The sequence below is a fragment of the Paraburkholderia elongata genome (genome assembly GCF_013177735.1).
Classification (GTDB): domain Bacteria; phylum Pseudomonadota; class Gammaproteobacteria; order Burkholderiales; family Burkholderiaceae; genus Paraburkholderia; species Paraburkholderia elongata.
In genome coordinates this window covers 154,233-176,482 of the sequence record NZ_WOEZ01000126.1, presented here as the reverse complement: position 1 = coordinate 176,482, position 22,250 = coordinate 154,233, and the positions used below count along the sequence as shown (strand labels likewise).

At 60.1% G+C, this 22,250-nt stretch carries 21 protein-coding genes and 1 tRNA gene; all 22 read right to left on the bottom strand.

Annotated features, from left to right (window positions below):
• Positions 1 to 382 precede the first annotated feature (382 nt).
• The 22 genes from GNZ13_RS24220 to rpsO all read right to left on the bottom strand — a co-directional run bounded on the left by GNZ13_RS24220 (position 383) and on the right by rpsO (position 22,108).
• Entirely contained in the window at positions 383 to 967 is a 585-nt protein-coding gene (locus tag GNZ13_RS24220) for an NUDIX domain-containing protein (RefSeq protein ID WP_172168857.1), read from the bottom strand.
• 42 nt (positions 968 to 1,009) lie between these two features.
• Positions 1,010 to 1,306: a DUF2818 family protein gene (locus GNZ13_RS24215; RefSeq protein ID WP_007175603.1), complete on the bottom strand. Its 297-nt coding sequence runs from the start codon at positions 1,304 to 1,306 to the stop codon at positions 1,010 to 1,012.
• Positions 1,306 to 2,778 carry an NADH-quinone oxidoreductase subunit NuoN gene (gene nuoN / locus GNZ13_RS24210; RefSeq protein WP_172168855.1) on the bottom strand — a complete coding sequence of 491 codons (1,473 nt, stop codon included), beginning with the start codon at positions 2,776 to 2,778 and terminating at the stop codon, positions 1,306 to 1,308. Before nuoN ends, GNZ13_RS24215 begins: the two co-directional genes overlap by 1 nt.
• Positions 2,779 to 2,803: 25 nt before the next feature.
• Positions 2,804 to 4,294, bottom strand: coding sequence for an NADH-quinone oxidoreductase subunit M (locus GNZ13_RS24205; RefSeq protein WP_172168833.1), 1,491 nt, complete (start codon positions 4,292 to 4,294; stop codon positions 2,804 to 2,806).
• Between the two features lie 14 nt (positions 4,295 to 4,308).
• On the bottom strand, positions 4,309 to 6,381 hold the full coding sequence (gene nuoL, locus GNZ13_RS24200) for an NADH-quinone oxidoreductase subunit L (protein WP_172168830.1): 2,073 nt from the start codon (positions 6,379 to 6,381) through the stop codon (positions 4,309 to 4,311).
• A 17-nt stretch (positions 6,382 to 6,398) separates the two neighbouring features.
• Positions 6,399 to 6,704 (bottom strand): NADH-quinone oxidoreductase subunit NuoK, encoded by a 306-nt coding sequence (gene nuoK / locus GNZ13_RS24195; protein WP_013339863.1) that lies wholly within the window; start codon positions 6,702 to 6,704, stop codon positions 6,399 to 6,401.
• 20 nt (positions 6,705 to 6,724) lie between these two features.
• Entirely contained in the window at positions 6,725 to 7,411 is a 687-nt protein-coding gene (locus GNZ13_RS24190; RefSeq protein ID WP_172168827.1) for an NADH-quinone oxidoreductase subunit J, read from the bottom strand.
• Positions 7,412 to 7,592: 181 nt separating this feature from the next.
• Positions 7,593 to 8,081 (bottom strand): NADH-quinone oxidoreductase subunit NuoI, encoded by a 489-nt coding sequence (nuoI, locus tag GNZ13_RS24185; RefSeq protein ID WP_063495298.1) that lies wholly within the window; start codon positions 8,079 to 8,081, stop codon positions 7,593 to 7,595.
• Positions 8,082 to 8,096: 15 nt separating this feature from the next.
• Positions 8,097 to 9,161 (bottom strand): NADH-quinone oxidoreductase subunit NuoH, encoded by a 1,065-nt coding sequence (nuoH, locus tag GNZ13_RS24180; RefSeq protein WP_172168824.1) that lies wholly within the window; start codon positions 9,159 to 9,161, stop codon positions 8,097 to 8,099.
• Entirely contained in the window at positions 9,162 to 11,495 is a 2,334-nt protein-coding gene (gene nuoG, locus GNZ13_RS24175; protein ID WP_172168821.1) for an NADH-quinone oxidoreductase subunit NuoG, read from the bottom strand.
• 122 nt (positions 11,496 to 11,617) lie between these two features.
• Positions 11,618 to 12,946: an NADH-quinone oxidoreductase subunit NuoF gene (gene nuoF / locus GNZ13_RS24170; RefSeq protein WP_172168818.1), complete on the bottom strand. Its 1,329-nt coding sequence runs from the start codon at positions 12,944 to 12,946 to the stop codon at positions 11,618 to 11,620.
• Positions 12,943 to 13,428: an NADH-quinone oxidoreductase subunit NuoE gene (gene nuoE, locus GNZ13_RS24165; protein ID WP_172168815.1), complete on the bottom strand. Its 486-nt coding sequence runs from the start codon at positions 13,426 to 13,428 to the stop codon at positions 12,943 to 12,945. Before nuoE ends, nuoF begins: the two co-directional genes overlap by 4 nt.
• Before the next feature lie 131 nt (positions 13,429 to 13,559).
• Positions 13,560 to 14,813 carry an NADH-quinone oxidoreductase subunit D gene (locus GNZ13_RS24160; protein WP_172168812.1) on the bottom strand — a complete coding sequence of 418 codons (1,254 nt, stop codon included), beginning with the start codon at positions 14,811 to 14,813 and terminating at the stop codon, positions 13,560 to 13,562.
• A 9-nt stretch (positions 14,814 to 14,822) separates the two neighbouring features.
• Complete coding sequence (locus GNZ13_RS24155) at positions 14,823 to 15,425, bottom strand: NADH-quinone oxidoreductase subunit C (protein WP_097391876.1); 603 nt, start codon at positions 15,423 to 15,425, stop codon at positions 14,823 to 14,825.
• 21 nt (positions 15,426 to 15,446) lie between these two features.
• Positions 15,447 to 15,926: a NuoB/complex I 20 kDa subunit family protein gene (locus tag GNZ13_RS24150; RefSeq protein WP_006052903.1), complete on the bottom strand. Its 480-nt coding sequence runs from the start codon at positions 15,924 to 15,926 to the stop codon at positions 15,447 to 15,449.
• Positions 15,927 to 15,989: 63 nt separating this feature from the next.
• A complete protein-coding gene (locus GNZ13_RS24145; protein ID WP_007175615.1) occupies positions 15,990 to 16,349 on the bottom strand; it encodes an NADH-quinone oxidoreductase subunit A in 360 nt (119 codons plus the stop codon).
• Between the two features lie 161 nt (positions 16,350 to 16,510).
• A tRNA-Leu gene (locus tag GNZ13_RS24140) sits at positions 16,511 to 16,595 on the bottom strand.
• Between the two features lie 112 nt (positions 16,596 to 16,707).
• The gene (secG, locus tag GNZ13_RS24135) at positions 16,708 to 17,085 is read right to left on the bottom strand and encodes a preprotein translocase subunit SecG (protein WP_172168809.1); all 378 of its coding nucleotides are present in this window, start codon (positions 17,083 to 17,085) and stop codon (positions 16,708 to 16,710) included.
• Between the two features lie 82 nt (positions 17,086 to 17,167).
• Positions 17,168 to 17,947 (bottom strand): triose-phosphate isomerase, encoded by a 780-nt coding sequence (tpiA, locus tag GNZ13_RS24130; RefSeq protein WP_172168806.1) that lies wholly within the window; start codon positions 17,945 to 17,947, stop codon positions 17,168 to 17,170.
• A 143-nt stretch (positions 17,948 to 18,090) separates the two neighbouring features.
• Positions 18,091 to 19,107, bottom strand: a complete 1,017-nt coding sequence (locus tag GNZ13_RS24125; protein WP_172168803.1) for an NAD(P)H-quinone oxidoreductase — start codon at positions 19,105 to 19,107, stop codon at positions 18,091 to 18,093.
• Positions 19,108 to 19,337: 230 nt separating this feature from the next.
• Positions 19,338 to 21,485: a polyribonucleotide nucleotidyltransferase gene (gene pnp / locus GNZ13_RS24120; RefSeq protein WP_172168800.1), complete on the bottom strand. Its 2,148-nt coding sequence runs from the start codon at positions 21,483 to 21,485 to the stop codon at positions 19,338 to 19,340.
• A gap of 350 nt (positions 21,486 to 21,835) precedes the next feature.
• Positions 21,836 to 22,108, bottom strand: coding sequence for a 30S ribosomal protein S15 (rpsO, locus tag GNZ13_RS24115; RefSeq protein WP_011487489.1), 273 nt, complete (start codon positions 22,106 to 22,108; stop codon positions 21,836 to 21,838).
• Positions 22,109 to 22,250 lie beyond the last annotated feature (142 nt).

Genomic DNA, 22,250 nt, shown 5'->3' with positions numbered 1-22,250 from the left:
ACGTTCATCTGCCGACCACTGACGGACGCGACCTGATCCTGTCTCGCTACACCCAGCCAGAACCAGAGCACCGCCTGCTGCTTGACCATTTGCGCCTGACCTTGCCCGCACAGCCACCGCCGAAAATCACGGCCCGGCCATCGCCAGTCGCCGCTACCAAAACGTACGCCCTGTAGTGAAGACTGTTGATATGCACGTCATTTAAAATCAATGACTTGGCATCAGCCGAGGCCGCGAATAGCGAAAGTTGGGTTAGCCCCGCCAGGCAAGGCCCCTATCAACACGCCAAGTAAGGGGCAGGGTCATAGACCAACAGGGGCTTTTTGCACATTGTCCAAGCGGCGCGCGACTCGCGCCCGTTCTGCGTTCTGAACTGAGCGCGCTATTGCGGCTCGGCCATCGGCCAGGCACCCGATAGCACCTTCTCCAGCCAGAACGTACCGATGATGGTTTTCACGTCCGTCACCTTGCCCGTACGTACCCATTCCAACATGTCGGTAACGCTAGCCGTGAACAGTTCGAGGAATTCGCCGTCGTCGAGTTTGCGCTCGCCGGCAGTCAGCCCACGCGCCAGGTAAATGTCGATGAATTCGGTCGAGTACGAAATGATGGGATGAATGCGCGTCAGATAAACATACTCGCGCGCCGTATAGCCGGTCTCTTCCCGCAGCTCTCGTTTCGCGCAGGCCAGCGCGCCTTCGTTCGGATCGAGCTTGCCCGCCGGATACTCGACCATGACCTTGCCCATCGGATAGCGGTACTGGCTTTCCAGCAACACGCGGCCGTCGTCGAATAGCGGGATCACCATCACGGCGCCCGGATGCTGAACGTACTCGCGAGTGGCCTGCTTACCGTCGGGCAAGCGGACCGTGTCGCACTTGAGCGTCAGGAACGGCCCTTGATGGATCGTTTTGCTCTCGAGACAGGTCTCGGTGAGCGCGGCGTCGTGATTGGGAAGTGCAGCCATATGCGACCTCAGGACAGCTTGGTGCGCGACGGCGAGACGCCGTCAGCGACGTTTGACGAGATACTGGAAGGTAAAGCCGGGGAAGGCGAACACGACGAACAACGCGAACGTGATCGCGTAGAACTGCCACCCCTGTTCGAAGCGGTTACCCGCGCGGGCTTCCAGCAGAAAACCGAGCGCGCCCACCACAAAGTACAGCACGATCAATTCGGCAATTCGGATCCAGGCGCTCTTCTTCGCCGCTTTCAATGGCACGGCGGCGAAGAGACGCTGATTCAGGAACGGCAGGTTGGCGCCGACCAGCGCCAACAACACGATAAACCAACCCGCAGCCGACATCAGAGCAGCAGCGTGTGCTGGATAGCCTGCAGGCAGGCCTTCAACAGCGGATCCGGCACGATACCGAGCACCAGCACCGCAACCCCATTGAGCGCGAGCAAAGCACGCGTGCTGGTGTCGGCGAGGATCGGCGACTTGTCTTGCGGTTCGTCGAAGTACATCAGCTTGACGATACGCAGGTAATAGAACGCACCGAACAGCGACGTGATCACGGCCAACACGGTCAGCCAGGTCAAACCGGCATTCATGGTTGCCTGCAGCACCGCGAGCTTGGCGTAGAAGCCGACCGCAGGCGGGATGCCGGCGAGCGAGAACATCATCACCATCATGACGAACGCGAACACCGGGCTGCGTTGATTCAGACCCTTGAAGTCTTCGATCGTATCAGCTTCAAAATCGCGGCGTGCCAGCAGCATGATGATGCCGAAGGTGCCCATCGTCGTAATCAGGTAGACGATGCTGTAAAACATGGCCGAGCCGTACGCGTTGGCCGCGCCGGTCGTCTTCTGATCCACCACGCCTGCCAGCAGGCCCAGCAGCACGAAGCCCATGTTCGAGATCGCCGAGTACGCGAGCATGCGCTTGACGTTGCGTTGCACGATACCGGTGATGTTGCCGACGATCAGCGACAGCGCGGCCAGAATCACCAGCATTTGTTGCCATTCGACAGCCAGCGGCAGCAGGCCCATCACGAGAAAGCGCAGGCCCCACGCGAAAGCCGCGACCTTCGGACCGCCGCCGACCAGCAGCGTCATCGCCGTCGGTGCGCCTTGATACACGTCAGGCACCCACATATGGAACGGCACTGCGCCCATCTTGAACGCCACGCCAGCCACGATGAAAATCACGCCGAACAGCAGCACGCTCGGATCGTAGTGGCTCGTGCCGATCGCCTTGAACACTTCGTTCAGGTCGAGAGAGCCGGTCGCGCCGTACAGCATCGAGATGCCGTACAGCAGGAAACCCGAAGCCATTGCGCCGAGCACGTAGTACTTCATTGCTGCTTCGTTTGACTGCGCCGCGTCACGACGCAGTGCGATCACACCGTACAGCGACAGCGACATCAATTCCAGACCGAGGTACAGCGTCAGGAAGTTGTTGCCGGAGATCATCACGAGCTGGCCGAGCAACGAGAACATGCCCAGCAGGAAGAAATCGCCTCGGAACAGAGCGCGATCTTCGAGGTACTTGCGCGAATAAACGATCGACACGGTGTAGCCGAGCGTCACCACCGCTTTCATCACGTTGGCGAACGAATCCACCACGTACATGTGGCCGAAGAAGTAGTGCACTTGCGGGTCGAACGCGTTCAGTGCGAACCAGATGCCGGCCACGAGCGTCGAGATGACCGCGATGAAATACGTGGTACGGCGACCGGACTCGCCGACGAACGTGTCGTTGAGCCACGCGACGACAACGGCGAGCATCACCAGTGCGTCGGGCAGCAGAGCAGTCATAGGGGCGTTTTGCATGATCTTTAAATTCCTCCGCTCTGCATTACTGTGGCAACGGCAGCTTGGACTGCGCAACGTGGGAGAGGAGGTTGTCCACGGATACGTGCATCACATCGGTAAAGGGCTTCGGATACAGGCCCATCAACATCGTCAGTGCAGCGAGTATTGCCAGCATGAAGAACTCACGGCGATTGATGTCGAGAAGGCTCTTCACGTGATCGTTGCCGACCGCGCCGAAGTACACACGCTTATACATCCACAGCGTGTAGGCCGCGCCGAGAATCAGCGTGACTGCCGCACCACCTGCGATCCAGAAGTTGTACTGGACAGCAGCCAGAATCACCATGAACTCGCCGACGAAACCGGAAGTACCCGGCAAGCCGCAATTGGCCATCGAGAACAGCATCACGAACGCTGCGAACTTCGGCATCACGTTGACGACACCGCCGTAATCGGCGATCTGGCGCGAGTGCATCCGGTCGTACAACACGCCGATACACAGGAACATTGCGCCCGACACAAAACCGTGCGAGATCATCTGCACGATCGCGCCTTCCATACCGAGTTGGTTGAAGATGAAGAAGCCCAGCGTCACAAAACCCATGTGCGCGATCGACGAATACGCGACCAGCTTCTTCATATCGGCCTGCACCATCGCGACCAGACCGATGTAAATCACCGCGATCAGCGACAGCGAGATAACGACCGGTGCGAGGAAGTGGCTCGCGTCCGGCGTGATCGGCAGCGAGAAGCGCAGGAAACCATACGCACCCAGCTTCAGCATGATCGCGGCCAGCACGACCGAGCCGCCAGTCGGCGCTTCCACGTGGGCGTCAGGCAACCACGTGTGAACCGGCCACATCGGCACCTTCACGGCGAAGGCCAGGAAGAACGCTATAAATAACAATATCTGCGGGGTCATGCCGATCTGCGTGTTCTGCCACGTAGCCAGATCGAACGTGCCGGTCTGGATGTACAGGTACAGCAGCGCAACCAGCATCAGCAGCGAACCCATCAGCGTGTACAGGAAGAACTTGAACGCCGCGTACACGCGGTTCGCCCCACCCCACACACCGATGATGATGTACATCGGAATCAGCGTCGCTTCGAAGAACACGTAGAACAGCATGCCGTCCGCTGCGCTGAACACGCCGACCATGATGCCGGACAGGATCAGGAACGAAGCGAGGTACTGGGCCACGTTCTTCGTGATGACTTCCCACGCGGAGATCACGACGATCACCGTAATCAAGGCGGTCAACACGACGAACCACATCGAGATGCCGTCGACACCCAGGTGGTACGTGATGTTGAAGCGCTCGATCCAGTTCGCCTTTTCGACGAACTGCAGATCGGCGGTGTTCGAATCAAAACCAGTAATCAGCGGGATCGTCACGATGAAGCTGACGACCGAGCCGATCAGCGCAATCCAGCGCGCCGGAGCCGGGTTCCGGTCGGAACCAATAGCCAGGACCAGGAGACCTACGAGGATCGGTAACCAGATCGCGATACTGAGAATCGGATAAGCGTGCATTAGTGTCCCTCGCCTTATTTGCCGCCGAGCGTTACAAACAGGGTCAGGAGCCCCAACATGCCGATAATCATGGCAAACGCGTAGTGGTAGATGTAGCCGGATTGGAGGAAGCGGATCACGCCGGCAAACCAGCCGATAAAGCGTGCGCTGCCGTTGACGATGCCGTCGATAACCACGACGTCGCCTTCCTTCCAGAGCCCCCGGCCAATTGCCACGGCGCCCCGCGCGAACACGACTTCGTTGATCTTGTCCATGTAGTACTTGTTGTCGAGCAGCGTGTAGATCGGACCGAACGCGCGCTTGATGACAGCCGGCAGATCAGGACGAACCAGGTACAGGAACCACGCGACCAACACACCCGCGAGCGCCAGCCACACCGGCAGACCTGAGACCGAATGCAGACCCATCGACGCCCAGCCCTGGAATTCTTCAGCCATCTCATGCAGCGCCGGATGGTTTTCGCCGACGAAGATCACCTTGTCGAACGCCACGCCGTGCTGGAAGAAGTCGCCGAACAGCATCGGAGCGACAGCGATCGCACCGATCACCACCGACGGAATTGCCAGCAGCACCAGCGGCACCCACACCACCCACGGCGTTTCATGCGGCTCGTGCGCGTGGTCGTCGTGACCATGGCCGTGTGCGTCGTGACCATGTGCGTCGTGTGCGCGTGCGTGGGCTGCGGCTTCAGCGCCCATCGGCGATTCCGGATGCTTCGGATCGCGGAAGCGCTCCTTGCCGTGGAACACCATGAAGTACATACGGAACGAGTACAGCGCAGTAACGAACACGCTCGCCACCACTGCGAAGTACGCGAAACCCGAACCCGGCAGATGGGAGAACTTCACCGCGTCGATGATCGAATCTTTCGAGTAGAAGCCTGAGAAGAACGGCGTACCGATCAGCGCGAGCGAACCGACCAGCGACGTGATCCACGTGATCGGCATGTACTTGCGCAGGCCGCCCATGTTGCGCATGTCCTGATCGTGGTGCATGCCGATGATCACGGAACCCGCGCCGAGGAACAGCAGCGCCTTGAAGAAGGCATGCGTCATCAGGTGGAAGATGGCGACCGAGTAAGCCGATGCGCCGAGTGCGACCGTCATGTAACCGAGCTGCGACAGCGTCGAGTAAGCCACCACGCGCTTGATGTCGTTCTGGACGATCCCGAGGAAGCCCATGAACAGCGCCGTGATCGCGCCGATCACCATCACGAACGACAGCGCCGTATCCGACAGTTCGAACAGCGGCGACATGCGCGCGACCATGAAGATACCGGCCGTCACCATGGTTGCCGCGTGAATCAGTGCGGAGATCGGCGTCGGGCCTTCCATCGAATCCGGCAGCCAGACGTGCAGCGGGAACTGCGCTGACTTACCCATCGCGCCGATGAAAAGGCAAATGCAGGCGACCGTCAGCAGGCCCCAGTCCGTGCCCGGGAAGCTCAATGCCGCGAGTTCGGTGCGCTTCGCGAACACGTCGCCGTAGTTCATCGAACCGGCGAAAGCGAACAGCAGGCCGATGCCGAGCAGGAACCCGAAGTCGCCGATGCGGTTCACGATGAACGCTTTCATGTTCGCGTAGATCGCGCTCTCACGGGTGAAGTAGAAGCCGATCAGCAGGTACGACACCAGACCCACCGCTTCCCAGCCGAAGAACAGCTGCAGGAAGTTGTTGCTCATCACGAGCATCAGCATCGAGAACGTGAACAGCGCGATGTACGAGAAGAAGCGCTGGTAGCCGTCGTCGTCGGCCATGTAGCCGATCGTGTAGATGTGCACCATGAGCGACACGAAGGTCACCACGCACATCATCATCGCCGTCAGCGAGTCGACCAGGAAGCCGATCTCGAACTTCGTCTTGCCGATTTGCATCCAGTCATAGACGGTGGCGTTGAAGCTCGCGCCGTCCATCACCTGGAAGAAGACGATGACCGAGAGGATGAACGAGATCGCGACGCCGAGGATCGTGACCGAGTGCGCACCGGCTCGCCCCACCGCTTTCCCAAACAGCCCCGCAATCAGGGAGCCGGCCAGCGGTGCCAGCGGGATCGCCAGCAGCAGGTTTTCATTGAGTGTCGTTGACATAACCGCTTTACCTGAAATTAACCTTTGAGCTGATCGAGGTCCTCGACATTGATCGTGTCGAGGCTACGGAACAGGGTCACCAGAATTGCGAGTCCGATCGCCGCTTCAGCTGCTGCAACCGTCAGCACGAAGAAGACGAAGATCTGACCATGCACGTCGCCGAGGTAATGCGAGAACGCGACGAAATTGGTGTTCACCGCCAGCAGCATCAGTTCGATCGCCATCAGGATGATGATGACGTTGCGACGGTTCAGGAAAATGCCCACGACGCTGATCGCAAACAGGATCGCGCCGAGGACAAGGTAATGAGCAAGGGTCAACATGATTTTTATCTCCTGTCCGCTCAGCTGTTTTTAGCGGGTGCCGAGTCGGCCGCTGCTGCCGCTGCGGCGGCTTCTTCTGCCGCGACAGTTGCCGCGGTCTTTTCAGATGCCATCTTCACGATGCGCACGCGGTCCTGAGCACGCACCTTGACCTGCTCGCTGATGTTCTGGCGCTTGCTGTCTTTCTTGTGACTCGTGGTCAACGCAATCGCCGCGATGATCGCCACCAGCAGCACGAGGCCGGCGACTTCGAACGCGAAGATGTAGTCGGTGTAGATGACCTTGCCGATGATGCGGGTGTTCGACCAGCCCGCCATCCCGTTGGCCGCAGCCGTGGTGTCACGCAGCACCGTGGTGGTCGCGCCGTAGCCGTGCCACAGGATCAGCGCCGTCTCGATCACGATGATCGCGCCCACCAGCGTGGCCATTGGCACGAAGCGTTTGAAGTCTTTTCGCAGCACGTCGATGTTGATGTCCAGCATCATCACGACGAACAGGAACAGCACCATCACCGCGCCAACGTACACCAGCACCAGCAGGATCGCGAGGAACTCGGCCTGCAGCAGCATCCAGATCGCGGCTGCGTTGAAGAACGCCAGCACCAGAAACAGTGCGGACGAAACCGGGTTGCGCGAGGTGATCACCTTCAGCCCTGAAACCACCAGGAGCAGCGCGAAGATGTAGAACAGTACGGTCGTGAATTCCATGATTACCGGTTCATCGTTAGGCCATCGTCAGGCATTGTTCTTTGGCACGTGTGGCGGGTAGAAGCGGCCGAAACCGTCAGAACAGCCGCACAAGTGCGCCGTGCCGCGGCGGTCAGACCGCGGCGCTCGGCCCGACAACAGGCCGTGTTACTGCTGCATTTACTGCTTCAACAGAAGCGCTTCAACGATACGGTGCGTCGGCTGCCTTGTTCGCGGCGATCTCCGCTTCGTAGCGATCGCCCACGGCCAGCAGCATGTCCTTCGTGAAATACAGGTCGCCGCGTTTTTCGCCGTGATATTCGAGAATGTGCGTCTCGACGATCGAGTCGACCGGGCAGCTCTCTTCGCAGAAACCGCAGAAGATGCACTTGGTCAGGTCGATGTCATAACGCGTCGTGCGGCGCGTGTTATCCGCACGGGTTTCCGATTCAATCGTGATGGCGAGCGCCGGGCATACCGCTTCGCACAGCTTGCAGGCGATGCAGCGTTCTTCGCCATTTTCATAGCGGCGCAGCGCATGCAGGCCGCGAAAACGCGGCGAGATCGGGGTCTTCTCTTCCGGGAACTGCACCGTGATCTTGCGCTGGAACGCGTAACGTCCCGTCAGCGCGAGGCCCTTAAGCAATTCCGTCAGGAAGAAGGTCTTGAAAAAGTTTTGGATTGCGGTCATGGGTTCATCCGCCCTTTATTTCCAGATATTCAACGGCGACATGATCCAGAAGCCGACCACAATGAGCCACACCACGCAAACCGGAATGAAAATCTTCCAGCCCAGACGCATGATCTGGTCATAGCGATAGCGCGGGAACGTGGCACGCGCCCAGATGAATACCGACAGCAGCAAGAAAACCTTGGCGACGAGCCAAACGATGCCCGGGACAAACGACAGGAAGCCGAACGGTGCGCTCCAGCCGCCGAGGAACAGTGTTGCAGCCAATGCCGAGATCACGATCATATTGATGTACTCGGCGAGGAAGAACAGCGCAAACGCCATCCCCGAGTAATCGATCATGTGGCCCGCGACGATTTCCGACTCACCTTCCACCACGTCGAACGGGTGACGGTTAGTTTCGGCGATGCCCGAGATGAAGTACACGACGAACATCGGCAACAGCGGCAGCCAGTTCCACGACAGGAAGTTCAAGCCGTAGCCGGCGAAAATGCCGCGCTCCTGCGACGTCACGATGTCCGACAGATTCAGGCTGCCCGAGGTCATCAGCACGACGACGAGGGCGAAGCCCATCGAAATTTCGTACGAGACCATTTGAGCGGCCGCGCGCATGGCGCCGAGGAACGCGTACTTCGAGTTCGACGCCCAGCCGGCCAGGATCACGCCGTACACACCGACTGACGAAATCGCGATCGCATACAAGAGACCCGCGTTGATGTCGCCGAGCACCGCGCCAGCCTGGAACGGAATCACCGCCCACACCGCGAAGGCCGGCACCACCACCATGATCGGCGCGATCATGTAGATCCAGCGACTCGCCTGGGCGGGCTGAATCACTTCTTTCAGCAACAGCTTCAGCACGTCGGCGATCGGCTGCAGCAAACCTGCGGGGCCCACGCGGTTCGGGCCGAGACGTACGTGCATCCAGCCGATCAGCTTACGCTCCCACAGAATCAGGTAAGCCACGCACAGCAGGATCACGACGGCCACCACCAGGATGCGCACCAGTGCCCACACCGTGGGCCATGCCACACCGAGAAGCTGGGTGCCGCCCGAGTTGATCGTATCGAACAAGCTCATTTACGCCTTCTCCACCAGCAGTTCACCGAACAGGCTGCCCAGCGCGGCACCGGCGGGCGTACCCGCCGATACGCGGACGACCGTCTCCGCAAGATTCGCGTCGCGCACGGCCGGCAACTGCACCGATTGCTCGCCCTGGCGCACGCGCACTGCGTCGCCTTCCTTCAAACCCAGTTTGTCGAACAGCGCAGCCGGCAGACCGACCGAATTCGCTGCGCGCGCCGCTGCCGTCAGATGCAGCGACTCAGCGCGACGCACCAGCGCGTCGGCGTGGTAGATCGGCACGTCGGCGATACGCTCGAACTTGTCTTCCGCTGCCTTCGCTGCCTTGCCGCGTGCAACCGCGACGCCCGTCTTGTTCGACAGACGCGACTTGATCTCGCCATCGCCGAGGGCTGCCGTGCGCACTTCTTCCGAGGTGTCGAATTCGAAGCCGGGCACGCCCAGCAGGCTGCCCAGGACACGGAGAACCTTCCATGCCGGACGCGTGTCGCCCAGCGGACGCACGACGCCGTTGAACGTCTGCACGGTACCTTCGGCGTTGACGAATGTGCCGGCCGTTTCTGTGAACGGTGCGATCGGCAGCAGCACGTCGGCGTAGTCGGCCCCAATCTGGAACGGCGACATCACGACGACCATTTCAGCCTGCTTCAGCGCGGCCAGAGCCTGCGCCGGATTGGCCGTGTCGAACTCGGGTTCGACGTTCAGCAGCACATAGCCCTTGCGCGGTTGTTCGAACACTTCGCGAGCGTTCAAACCGCCCTCACCCGGCAATGCGTTCACGAGATGCGCGCCGACCGTGTTGGCGGCTTCCGTGAGGAAACCCAACGTTGCGCCGGTCGCGTCCGCGATCCATTGCGCCGCAGCGTGAATCGCGGCGAAGTCCGGATGACGGACCGCACCATTGCCGAGCAACACCACGCGGTGTTCGCCGCTGGCGAGCGACTTCGCGACCTGTTTGTCGGAGTCCGTCGGCTGCGTGCCGGCGAAGGCCTCCGGCGGTGCCACGCCGTTTGCTTCCGACACCGCGCCGGCGATGCCAGCCAGTGCATCGAGCCACGCCGACGGTGCAGCGACCACGCGTCGCGCTTGCGGAATCATCGCGTCGTCGTTGGTGGCTTGCACGAGCGTGAGCTTCGTACCGCTCTTGGCAGCTTGACGCAGACGCGCGGCGAACAGCGGATGATCACGGCGCAGATCCGAACCGATCACGAGCACCGAATCCACGTTCGACAGATCGGCGATCGCCGTGCCGAGCCACGGTGCACCGTTGACGGGTGCGGAGAAATCCGACTGACGAAGACGGAAATCGACGTTGGGCGTGCCGACCGCCTGGGCCAACTGCTTCAACAGGAACAGTTCTTCGACCGTGCTGTGGGCGCTGCCGAGAGCGGCCAGCGCGTTCGCGCCGTGGTCGCCCTTGATGCCCTTCAGACCCTTGACCACGTATTCGAGCGCGGTTTGCCAGTCGGTCTCGACCCACTTGCCGCCTTGCTTGAGCATCGGCTGCGTCAGACGTTCCGGGCTATTCAGGGCTTCGTACGAGAACCGGTCCTTGTCCGAAATCCAGCACTCGTTGATGGATTCGTTTTCGAACGGCAGAACACGCATCACGCGGTTGTTCTTGACTTGCACCACAAGGTTTGCACCGACGGAATCGTGCGGGCTCACCGACTTGCGGCGCGACAGCTCCCACGTGCGGGCGCTGTAGCGGAACGGCTTGCTGGTCAGCGCGCCGACCGGGCACAGATCGATCATGTTGCCCGACAGTTCCGAGTCGACCGTCTTGCCGACGAACGACGTGATTTCCGAATGCTCGCCACGGCCCAGCATGCCGAGCTCCATCACGCCGGCGACTTCCTGGCCGAAGCGGACGCAACGCGTGCAGTGAATGCAACGCGACATTTCTTCCATCGAGATCAGCGGGCCGACGTTCTTGTGGAACACCACGCGCTTTTCTTCGCTATAACGCGACGACGACTTGCCGTAGCCCACGGCCAGATCCTGCAACTGGCACTCGCCGCCCTGATCGCAGATCGGGCAATCCAGCGGGTGGTTGATCAGCAGGAATTCCATCACGGCTTGCTGGCCCTTCACCGCCTTATCGGACTTGGTGCGCACGATCATGCCGGCCGACACCGGCGTGGCGCATGCGGGCACGGCCTTCGGCATCTTTTCGACATCGACCAGACACATCCGGCAGTTGGCCGCAATCGACAGCTTCTTGTGATAGCAGAAGTGAGGAATGTACGTGTCGACCTTATGCGCAGCCTGGATCACCATGCTGCCTTCAGGCACCTCTACTTTCTTGCCGTCTATTTCAAGTTCAACCATGATGGTCAATCTTCCTTAACCTGTTACCGCTCAATCGTTCGCCCTGTTCAACGCCCGTTTCAGGCGGTGAATCCCGCGGATGATGTGTTCTGGTGCGCTATTTAGCGTACTTATTTCGGCACTTAAGCAGCCACTGTTTCCGACGCCGCTGCCGCACCGGCGTGACCGCCGACGAGACAATGCTTATGAGCGACGTGATATTCGAATTCGTCCCAGTAGTGCTTGAGCATGCCGCGAACCGGCATGGCCGCTGCATCGCCGAGCGCGCAAATCGTGCGGCCCATGATGTTTTCAGCAACCGAGTTCAGCAGATCCAGATCTTCCGGACGGCCTTGCCCGTGTTCGATACGATGCACGACGCGATACAGCCAGCCGGTGCCTTCGCGGCACGGCGTGCACTGACCGCACGACTCTTCATAATAGAAATACGACAAACGCAACAGCGAACGGACCATGCAACGCGTCTCGTCCATCACGATGACCGCGCCGGAACCGAGCATCGAGCCAGCCTTGGCGATCGAGTCGTAGTCCATGTCGGTCTGCATCATCATTTCGCCGGGGATCACCGGTGCCGACGAGCCGCCAGGAATCACGGCCTTGATCTTCTTGCCGCCGCGCATGCCGCCGGCCAGTTCCATAAGCGTTGCGAACGGTGTGCCGAGCGGAATTTCATAGTTGCCGGGACGCTCAACGTCGCCTGCGACCGAGAAAATCTTCGTGCCGCCGTTGTTCGGCTTGCCGATTTCGAGGTAATTCTGCGGACCGATCGCGAGCAGGAACGGCACCGCAGCGAACGTCTCGGTGTTGTTGATCGTGGTCGGCTTGCCATAGACGCCGAAGCTCGCCGGGAACGGCGGCTTGAAGCGCGGCTGGCCCTTCTTGCCTTCGATCGATTCGAGCAGCGCGGTTTCTTCGCCGCAAATGTAGGCGCCGTAGCCGTGATGTGCATGCAGTTCGAACGAGAAGCCCGAACCCATGATGTTGTCGCCGAGGAACCCGGCGCGGCGGGCTTCATCCAGCGCTTGTTCAAAGCGCTTGTAGACTTCCCAGATTTCGCCGTGGATATAGTTGTAGCCGACCGTGATGCCCATCGCGTACGCGCCGATGGCCATGCCTTCAATCAGCGAATGCGGATTGAAACGCAGGATGTCGCGATCCTTGAACGTGCCCGGTTCGCCTTCGTCCGAATTGCAGACGAGGTACTTCTGCCCCGGGAACTGACGCGGCATGAAGCTCCACTTCAGACCGGTCGGGAAGCCCGCACCGCCACGGCCGCGCAGACCCGACGCCTTGACGTCGGCGATCACCTGCTCGGGCGGAATCTTTTCTTCCAGAATGCGGCGCAGCTGAGCGTAACCGCCGCGCGCCACATAGTCTTCGAGATGCCAGTTGTCGCCGTTCAGGCCGGCGAGAATCAGCGGTTTGATGTGACGATCGTGTAAAGACGTCATTTCGAAAGTTCCTCGAGCAGCTGGTCGATCTTCGCGCGGCTCATGAAGCTGCACATGCGATGGTTGTTCACCAGCATCACCGGCGCATCGCCGCACGAACCCATGCACTCACCTTCTTTCAAGGTGAACTTGCCGTCAGCCGTGGTTTCACCGAAGTCGATGCCGAGCTTCTGCTTCAGATATTCAGCGGCGCTGTCAGAGCCGCCGTCCGGGCCGAGCTGGCACGGCAGGTTCGTGCAGAGGGTGATCTTGTACTCGCCGACCGGCGAGGTCTCGTACATCGTGTAGAAGGTAGCCACCTCCTGCACGGCGACCGCCGGCATGCCGAGATAGTCCGCAACGAACTGCATGAGTTCGGGCGACAGCCAGCCATGCTCTTCCTGAGCAGTAGCCAGCGCCGACATCACGGCGGACTGTTTCTGATCGGCGGGATACTTCGCGATCGCACGATCGATTTCTTTCAGGCCTTCAGCTGAGATCATTTTCAGACACGACTCTTTCAATTCCTACCGAACGAAAACCCGTCGCTCACATCATGCTGCGACAGACCCGGCGTTCCTTTGCTTGACGCGTGCTTCGGTGCAATCTGAAGACGCGCGCCGATGAATACGTCCTAGCGATCCACTTCGCCGAACACGATGTCCTGCGTACCGATGATCGTCACAGCGTCGGCGATCATGTGACCGCGCGCCATTTCATCGAGCGTGGACAGGTGCGCATAGCCCGGTGCGCGAATCTTCAGACGATACGGCTTGTTCGCGCCGTCCGAGATCAGGTAGATACCGAACTCGCCCTTTGGATGCTCGACAGCAGCGTACGCTTCGCCTTCCGGTACGTGGAAGCCTTCACTGAAGAGCTTGAAGTGGTGAATCAGCTCTTCCATGTTCGACTTCATGCCGACACGCGACGGCGGCGCAATCTTGTGATTGTCGATCATCACCGGGCCTGGATTCTTACGCAGCCACTCAATGCACTGTTTCACAATCCGCGTGGATTGGCGCATTTCTTCGACGCGAACCAGATATCGGTCATAGCAATCGCCATTAACGCCGACCGGAATGTCGAAATCCATCTTGTCGTAAACTTCGTACGGCTGCTTCTTGCGCAAATCCCACTCGATACCCGAGCCGCGCAACATCGCGCCGGTCATACCGAGATTCAGCGCCCGTTCCGGGCTGACCACACCGATACCGACCAGACGTTGCTTCCAGATCCGGTTGTCGGTAAGCAGCGTTTCGTATTCGTCGACGCACTTCGGGAAACGCGTAAAGAAATCGTCGATGAAGTCGAGCAGCGAACCTTGACGGTTCTCGTTCATCTTCGACAATGCCTTCGCATTGCGAATCTTCGACGCCTTGTATTGCGGCATTGCGTCAGGCAGATCGCGATACACGCCACCCGGACGATAGTAAGCCGCGTGCATCCGTGCGCCGGATACCGCTTCATACACGTCCATCAGGTCTTCGCGTTCGCGGAACGCATACAGAAACACCGCCATCGCGCCGACGTCGAGCGCGTGTGCGCCGATCCACATCAGGTGGTTCAGCACCCGTGTGATTTCATCGAACATGACGCGGATGTACTGCGCGCGCACCGGCACTTCGATGCCGAGCAGCTTTTCAATCGCCATCACGTAGCCGTGTTCGTTGACCATCATCGACACGTAGTCGAGGCGGTCCATATACGGCACGGACTGGATGAAGGTTTTGGTTTCCGCGAGCTTTTCGGTCGCGCGATGCAGCAGACCGATGTGCGGATCGGCGCGCTGGATGACTTCGCCGTCGAGTTCGAGCACGAGGCGCAGCACACCGTGCGCCGCCGGATGCTGAGGGCCGAAGTTGAGCGTGTAGTTCTTGATCTCTGCCATGGCGTTCTCTTAGTGTTTCAGACCGCCATAGCGATCCTCGCGGATCACGCGCGGCGTGATTTCCCGCGGCTCGATCGTCACAGGCTGATAGACGACGCGCTTCTCTTCCGGGTCGTAACGCATTTCGACGTAACCCGAGACAGGGAAATCTTTACGGAACGGGTGACCAATGAAACCGTAGTCGGTCAGGATGCGGCGCAAGTCCGGGTGGCCTTCGAAGACGATGCCGTACAGGTCGAATGCTTCGCGCTCGTACCAGTTGGCCGAACTCCAGATATCGACGACTGACGCGACGATCGGCACTTCGTCGTCCGGTGCGAATACGCGCAAACGCAGACGCCAGTTGTTCTGCACCGACAACAAATGCAGAACGGCCGCGAAACGCGGACCGTCGTATGCGCCATCGGCGTAGGTCTGATAATCGACGCCGCACAGATCCATCAGCTGCTCGAAGCCGAGCGAGCGATCGTCGCGTAGACGCGTTGCCACGTTGATGTAGTCGCTCGCCTTCACGACGATCGTCAACTCACCGATTGCCTCGGTGGTGCTCAACAGGAGGCCGCCAAAGGCCGCCTCGAGGTTCGCTTTCAGGGTCTCGAGTTTGCTTGCCATATTGTGGGGGAGGCGTTGGCCTTATTGACGGGCGATTGTGTTGGTGCGACGGATCTTGGCCTGCAGCTGGATCACGCCGTACACCAGCGCTTCCGCCGTAGGCGGGCAACCCGGCACGTAGACGTCGACCGGCACGATCCGATCGCAGCCGCGCACTACCGAATAGGAATAGTGGTAGTAGCCGCCGCCGTTCGCGCACGAGCCCATCGAAATCACCCAGCGCGGCTCGGCCATCTGGTCGTAGACCTTGCGCAGAGCCGGCGCCATCTTGTTGCACAGCGTGCCGGCGACGATCATCACGTCCGATTGACGCGGACTCGGACGAAACACCACGCCGAAACGGTCAAGGTCATAACGGGCAGCGCCCGCATGCATCATCTCGACCGCGCAGCACGCGAGACCGAACGTCATCGGCCACAACGAGCCGGTGCGCGTCCAGTTGATCAGTTTGTCTGCCGTAGTGGTGACAAACCCTTCCTTCAAGACCCCTTCGATACTCATTTGCTTTCCACTCCAGACGGGGTGGCAAGCCTTGGCCACCCTCGCAAACCGGCGATTAATCCATCATTCCCAGTCGAGGCCGCCCTTCTTCCAGATATAGGCAAAGCCCAACAGGAATTCGAGCAGGAAAATCATCATCGCCATGAAGCCAGGCCAGCCGATGTCGCGCAGGGCCACACCCCACGGGAACAGGAACGCGGTTTCAAGGTCGAAAATGATGAAGAGAATGGCGACGAGGTAGTAGCGCACATCGAACTTCATGCGCGCATCTTCGAATGCTTCGAAGCCGCACTCGTATGGTGCGTTTTTCTCGGTATCGGGCTTGTTGGGACCGAGGATCTTGCCAATGCTGACCAGTGCTACGCCTAAACCGGTGCCCACAATGAGGAACAACAAGACGGGGAAATAGGCTGCGAGGTTCAAGACTATCCTCTATCGGTTGGTTCTGAATGCCGCCAAGAGCATAGCACTCCTGACGCGAAATCACTTCGACAATGCACATGCCGCAAGCCCAACGCAAGCCGCGCGTCAGAAGTGAAAATGCCAGCCGAAGCGAAGCAAGCGGCTGGCATTTAGATAACATTTGGTGCCGACGGCGAGACTCGAACTCGCACAGCTTTCGCCACTACCCCCTCAAGATAGCGTGTCTACCAATTTCACCACGTCGGCACTAACTGCAATCCGGGAAAACAACTTATAAAACCCGCGAATCGCTTCAAGACTTAGATTGTAACTGGTCTAAACAGTTTGTTCAACGCACAAAAGCACTTTGAACGAAAATTTATTTCGGGACGTCTGTAACGGGGACGGATGCGGCCGACGCCGGCAATACTGCCGAGCCGCCTGCCGGCGCGGACGCAGCAGAAGCCACGACCGGCGCAGTCACAGCCGCGCCCAGCAAGCCTGCGGACGGTTTTGCACGATACGCGCCAAGGTACGTGAGCGTCAAAGTCGTTACAAAAAACACGGCGGCGAGGACGGCCGTGGTACGCGACAAAAAGTTTGCCGAACCGGTCGCGCCGAACAGGCTGCCCGATGCGCCGCTACCGAAAGCAGCACCCATATCGGCGCCTTTGCCGTGTTGCAGCAAGACAAGGCCGATGACCCCGAGTGCCGACAACAGCTGAACGACGATAATCAATGTTTTCAAATACAGCATCACACTCACCTGAGTCTTTATTTAACCGCGCCACACAAAGTGTGCCGCGCGGGATTGGGTCATCCTCGCCAAGGCGCCCTGCTTAACCGGCGACGCTCGTCGCGCCCGCTGCCTTGCAGATCGCCAGGAAATCCTGGTCTTTCAACGACGCACCGCCGATCAGGCCGCCGTCGATATCCGGCTCGCGGAACAATTCTTCCGCATTTTCCGGCTTCACACTGCCGCCATACAACAACGGCACATCCGCCACCGCCGCGCCTTTTGCCGCCAGACGCGAACGCAGGAAAGCATGCACTGCCTGCGCCTGATCCGACGTAGCGCTCTTGCCGGTACCGATCGCCCAGACCGGCTCATACGCGACGACGATGCGTGCCGCATCCGCCACCGACAGTTTCGCCAACACCTCATCCAGTTGCGCGCCAACCACCTGCTCCGTCGAACCGGCTTCACGCTCTTCGAGCGTTTCGCCGACACACACGATCGGGGTCAAACCCGCTCCCAGTGCACGCTGCGTCTTCACCGCAACCAACTCTGCGCTTTCGCGATGGTAAGCACGGCGCTCCGAGTGCCCAACGATCGCGAGCGTGGCGCCGAAATCCACTACCATCTGCGCTGCCACTTCGCCGGTATAGGCTCCATGCGTGAATGCAGAGACATCCTGCACGCCCCACACGACCTTGCTGCCTTCCAGCAACGATTGAGTCTGCGCGAGATAAGGACACGGCACACAGACACCGACGCGCACATCAGCCGGCAATTCGCCCGCACCTTGCGCCACCGCCTGCAACAGCGTCGCATTCTCGGCGAGGCGCCCGTGCATCTTCCAGTTACCGACTACCAGCTTGGCTCGTTGTTTCGACATCGTCTCGTCGTCTCGTCTTGAATTGGCGGCGGACTTGGTTTGCGCCCACAGCCCGCCTTCCGGATTCATGCGGCGTGCGCAAAACGCGCAATTTTACTGCCTGGGGTGGATCGGGTCAAACTGACCCTGTCAAACCGACCGTGTCAAGCGTCCTGACCCCAAGTCAGCACGATCTTGCCGACGTGCGTGCTGCTTTCCATCAGCGCGTGCGCTTCAGCGGCCCGCGCGGCCGGAAACACACGATGCACGACCGGCTTGATGCGGCCATCTTCGAGGTGCGGCCACACGCGCTCTTTCAATTGCGCGGCGATCTTCGCCTTGAACTCGATCGGGCGCGGACGCAACGTCGAACCCGTCACCGTCAAACGGCGGCGCAGCACTTCATTCAGATTCAGCTCCGCTTTCGCGCCGCCCAGCAAGGCGATCAGCACAATGCGGCCGCCGTCGGCCAGCGCGGTGAGCTCACGGGGCACGTAGCTGCCCGCCACCATGTCGAGGATCACGTCGACACCGCGATCGTTCGTCAGCGACTTGATGACCTCGACGAAATCCTCAGTCTTGTAGTTGATCGCACGCTCCGCGCCGAGCGCTTCGCACGCGCGGCACTTTTCATCCGATCCGGCCGTGGCGAACACACGAAAACCCAACGCATGCGCGATCTGGATCGCTGTCACACCGATGCCGCTCGAACCGCCCTGCACCAGCAGCGTCTCGTTCGGCGCGCCTTCGCCCTTGCCGAGTTGCGCACGGTCGAACACGTTGCTCCACACCGTGAAGAATGTTTCCGGCAGCGAAGCCGCCTCGACATCCGACAAACCAGCGGGCACCGGCAGGCACTGCAACAGCGGCGCGGTCGCATATTCCGCGTAACCACCACCTGCGAGCAATGCACACACGCGGTCACCCACTTTCAGACCGAAGGGGTTGCTCTTTTCGTCGATGGTGCCGCCGACGATCTCACCCGCCACCTCCAGTCCAGGCAGGTCCGAAGCACCCGGCGGCGGCGCGTAACCGCCTTTGCGCTGGAACACGTCCGGGCGATTGATGCCTGATGCCGCCACCTTGATCAGCACCTCGCCCGCTTTCGGCTGCGGCATGGGCCGCTCCGCCAACTTGAGGACTTCCGGCGCGCCGAATTCGGTGATTTCGATCGCTTTCATCTGCGTCAACTCCAAGATTGGATTGCGTTGCCTGCTGGCACGAAGTGGCGAAAATCGTCTGAACTCCGACGAAACGCTTCATGCACACAGAGTACCCGTTTGTGCCGGTTTGCACTCGCTTGCACCTGCTTGTGCCGTCTTCTGCCTGTTTGCAACGCAATCCACCCTGCACCCCTCATGAAAAACGGCCGGCACGCATTCGCGCTGCCGGCCGTCGCCCTGCTACCGCATTACTGCGGCGTCGGTTCGCCTTGCGGCGCGCCGTTCGAGGCCTCGTTCAGCAACGCCTTGGCCGACAAACGCACGCGGCCCTTTTCGTCCGTCTGGATGACCTTGACCTTCACTTGCTGGCCGTCCTTCAGGTAGTCGTTGATGTCCTTGATACGCTCGTTGGCGATTTCGGAGATGTGCAGCAGACCGTCCTTGCCCGGCAGAATGTTCACAATCGCGCCGAAATCGAGCAGTTTGAGCACGGTGCCTTCGTACACCTGACCCACTTCGACTTCCAGCGTGATGTTCTCGATACGCTTCTTCGCTTCGGCCATGCCTTCGCTGCTCGTGCTGGCGATGGTGACGACGCCGTCGTCCGAAATATCGATCGTCGTGCCGGTTTCTTCGGTCAGCGCGCGGATCACCGAACCACCCTTGCCGATCACGTCGCGGATCTTTTCCGGATTGATCTTGATGGTGATCATGCGCGGTGCGAACTCCGACAATTGCGTGTTCGCGCCCGACACAGCCGAGGTCATCTTGCCGAGGATGTGCATACGGCCTTCCTTCGCTTGCGCGAGGGCGACCTGCATGATTTCCTTGGTGATGCCCTGGATCTTGATGTCCATCTGCAGCGCAGTCACGCCTTGCTCGGTACCCGCCACCTTGAAGTCCATGTCGCCGAGATGATCTTCGTCGCCGAGAATGTCGGTCAGCACGGCAAACTTGTTGCCTTCGAGGATCAGGCCCATGGCGATGCCGGCGACGTGCGCCTTCATCGGCACGCCAGCGTCCATCAGTGCGAGGCAGCCGCCGCACACCGAAGCCATCGACGACGAACCGTTCGATTCGGTGATTTCCGAAACGACGCGGATCGAGTAGCCGAATTCGTCGGCGCTCGGCAGGCACGCAGCCAGCGCGCGCTTGGCCAGACGGCCGTGACCGATTTCACGGCGCTTCGGCGAACCGACGCGGCCCGTTTCGCCGGTCGCAAACGGAGGCATGTTGTAGTGGAGCATGAAGCGTTCGCGGTACTCGCCTTCGAGCGCGTCGATGTTCTGCTCGTCGCCCTTGGTGCCCAGCGTTGCGACCACCATTGCTTGCGTTTCGCCACGCGTGAACAAGGCTGAGCCATGCGTACGCGGCAGCACGCCGGTACGGATTTCGATCGGGCGCACGGTGCGCGTGTCGCGGCCGTCGATACGCGGCTCGCCGTTCAGGATCTGCGTACGGACGATCTTCGCTTCAATGTCGAACAGCACATTGCCGACGCTAGCCTTGTCAGCTGCAACCGTGCCGGCAGCCGCTGCCTCTTCTTCCAGCTTGGCCGACGTCGCTGCGTAGACTTCCTTCAGCTTGGCCGAACGAGCTTGCTTGTCGCGAATCTGATAAGCGGCGAGCAGATCGGCTTGCGCCAGTTCCGACACGCGGGCAATCAGCGGCTCATTCTTGGCGGCCGGCTTCCAATCCCATTCCGGCTTGCCGCCTTCGCGCACGAGTTCATGGATCGCGTCGATCGCGATCTGCATTTGCTCGTGACCGAACACCACGCCGCCGAGCATCACTTCTTCGCTCAGCTGCTGCGCTTCCGATTCCACCATCAGCACCGCGCGTTCCGTACCGGCGACGATCAAGTCGAGTGCCGATTCCTTCATTTGCGGACGCGTCGGGTTCAACACGTATTCGTTGTTGATGTAGGCCACGCGTGCTGCGCCGACCGGGCCGTTGAACGGCAGGCCGGAGACGGCGAGCGCCGCCGACGCGCCGATCAGCGCGGGGATGTCAGCGGGGATTTCCGGGTTCAGCGACAGGACGTGGATCACGACCTGAACTTCGTTGTAGAAGCCTTCCGGGAACAGCGGGCGCAGCGGGCGATCGATCAGGCGCGAAATCAGCGTTTCGCCTTCCGACGGACGGCCTTCGCGGCGGAAGAAGCCACCCGGGATCTTGCCGGCGGCATAGGTCTTTTCGAGGTAATCGACGGTCAGCGGGAAGAAATCCTGACCCGGCTTGGCCGTCTTGGCGCCGACCACTGTAGCCAGCACAACGGTGTCTTCGACGTCGACGATCACCGCGCCGCCCGCCTGACGAGCGATTTCGCCCGTTTCGAGGCGAACCTTATGTTGTCCCCACTGAAATTCTTTGACGATCTTATTGAACATAGTCATTGCTTTTCCTCATCGTTATGCCGCGCGGACCAGAAGCGGCGCGGCAACGCCAGGACCGGCGCCACATGGGAAGAGTAGTGTTATGCCATTCCAGAGAACCACGCCCTACGTTATGTACGCGCGCGAACCGCTGGAATGACACAAAGCTCCGCCCCTGAAGCCCGGCCGTGTTTCTCTCTTCTAACTGCTTTATCTCTACTGCCTGTACTGCTTGTTCCCGCTGACCGCCGCATGAATCAGCACGCTACTGCGGACAACAGGCGGTGCACATCACATGAAGCGCACCGTGCAAAAACAAAATGCCTGTATCAGTGGAACTGACACAGGCATCTTGCTGAACGACTGGCCGATTACTTACGCAGACCCAGCTTCTCGATCAGTGCGCGGTAACGATCCGCGTCCTTACCCTTCAGGTAGTCGAGCAACTTACGACGGCGGCTCACCATGCGCAGCAGACCGCGGCGGCTGTGGTGGTCCTTCGTGTGGGCCTTGAAGTGAACGGTCAGTTCGTTGATGCGGGTCGTGAGCAGCGCGACCTGAACTTCGGGGGAGCCGGTGTCGTTAGCTGCGCGTGCGAATTGCGCAACGACTTCGGACTTCTTGCTTGTTTCAACTGCGGACATGTCGATTTCCTTGAGAACTAGACAGGCGGTCACGGAAGAAAGGCCGTGCCGTGGGTTACCCGTGTGTGCAAGCGCATTCAATCGCATTACAGCCATGCATGCCTCACAACGGGACGCGTATTGTAGCACAGCCCAATCCGGC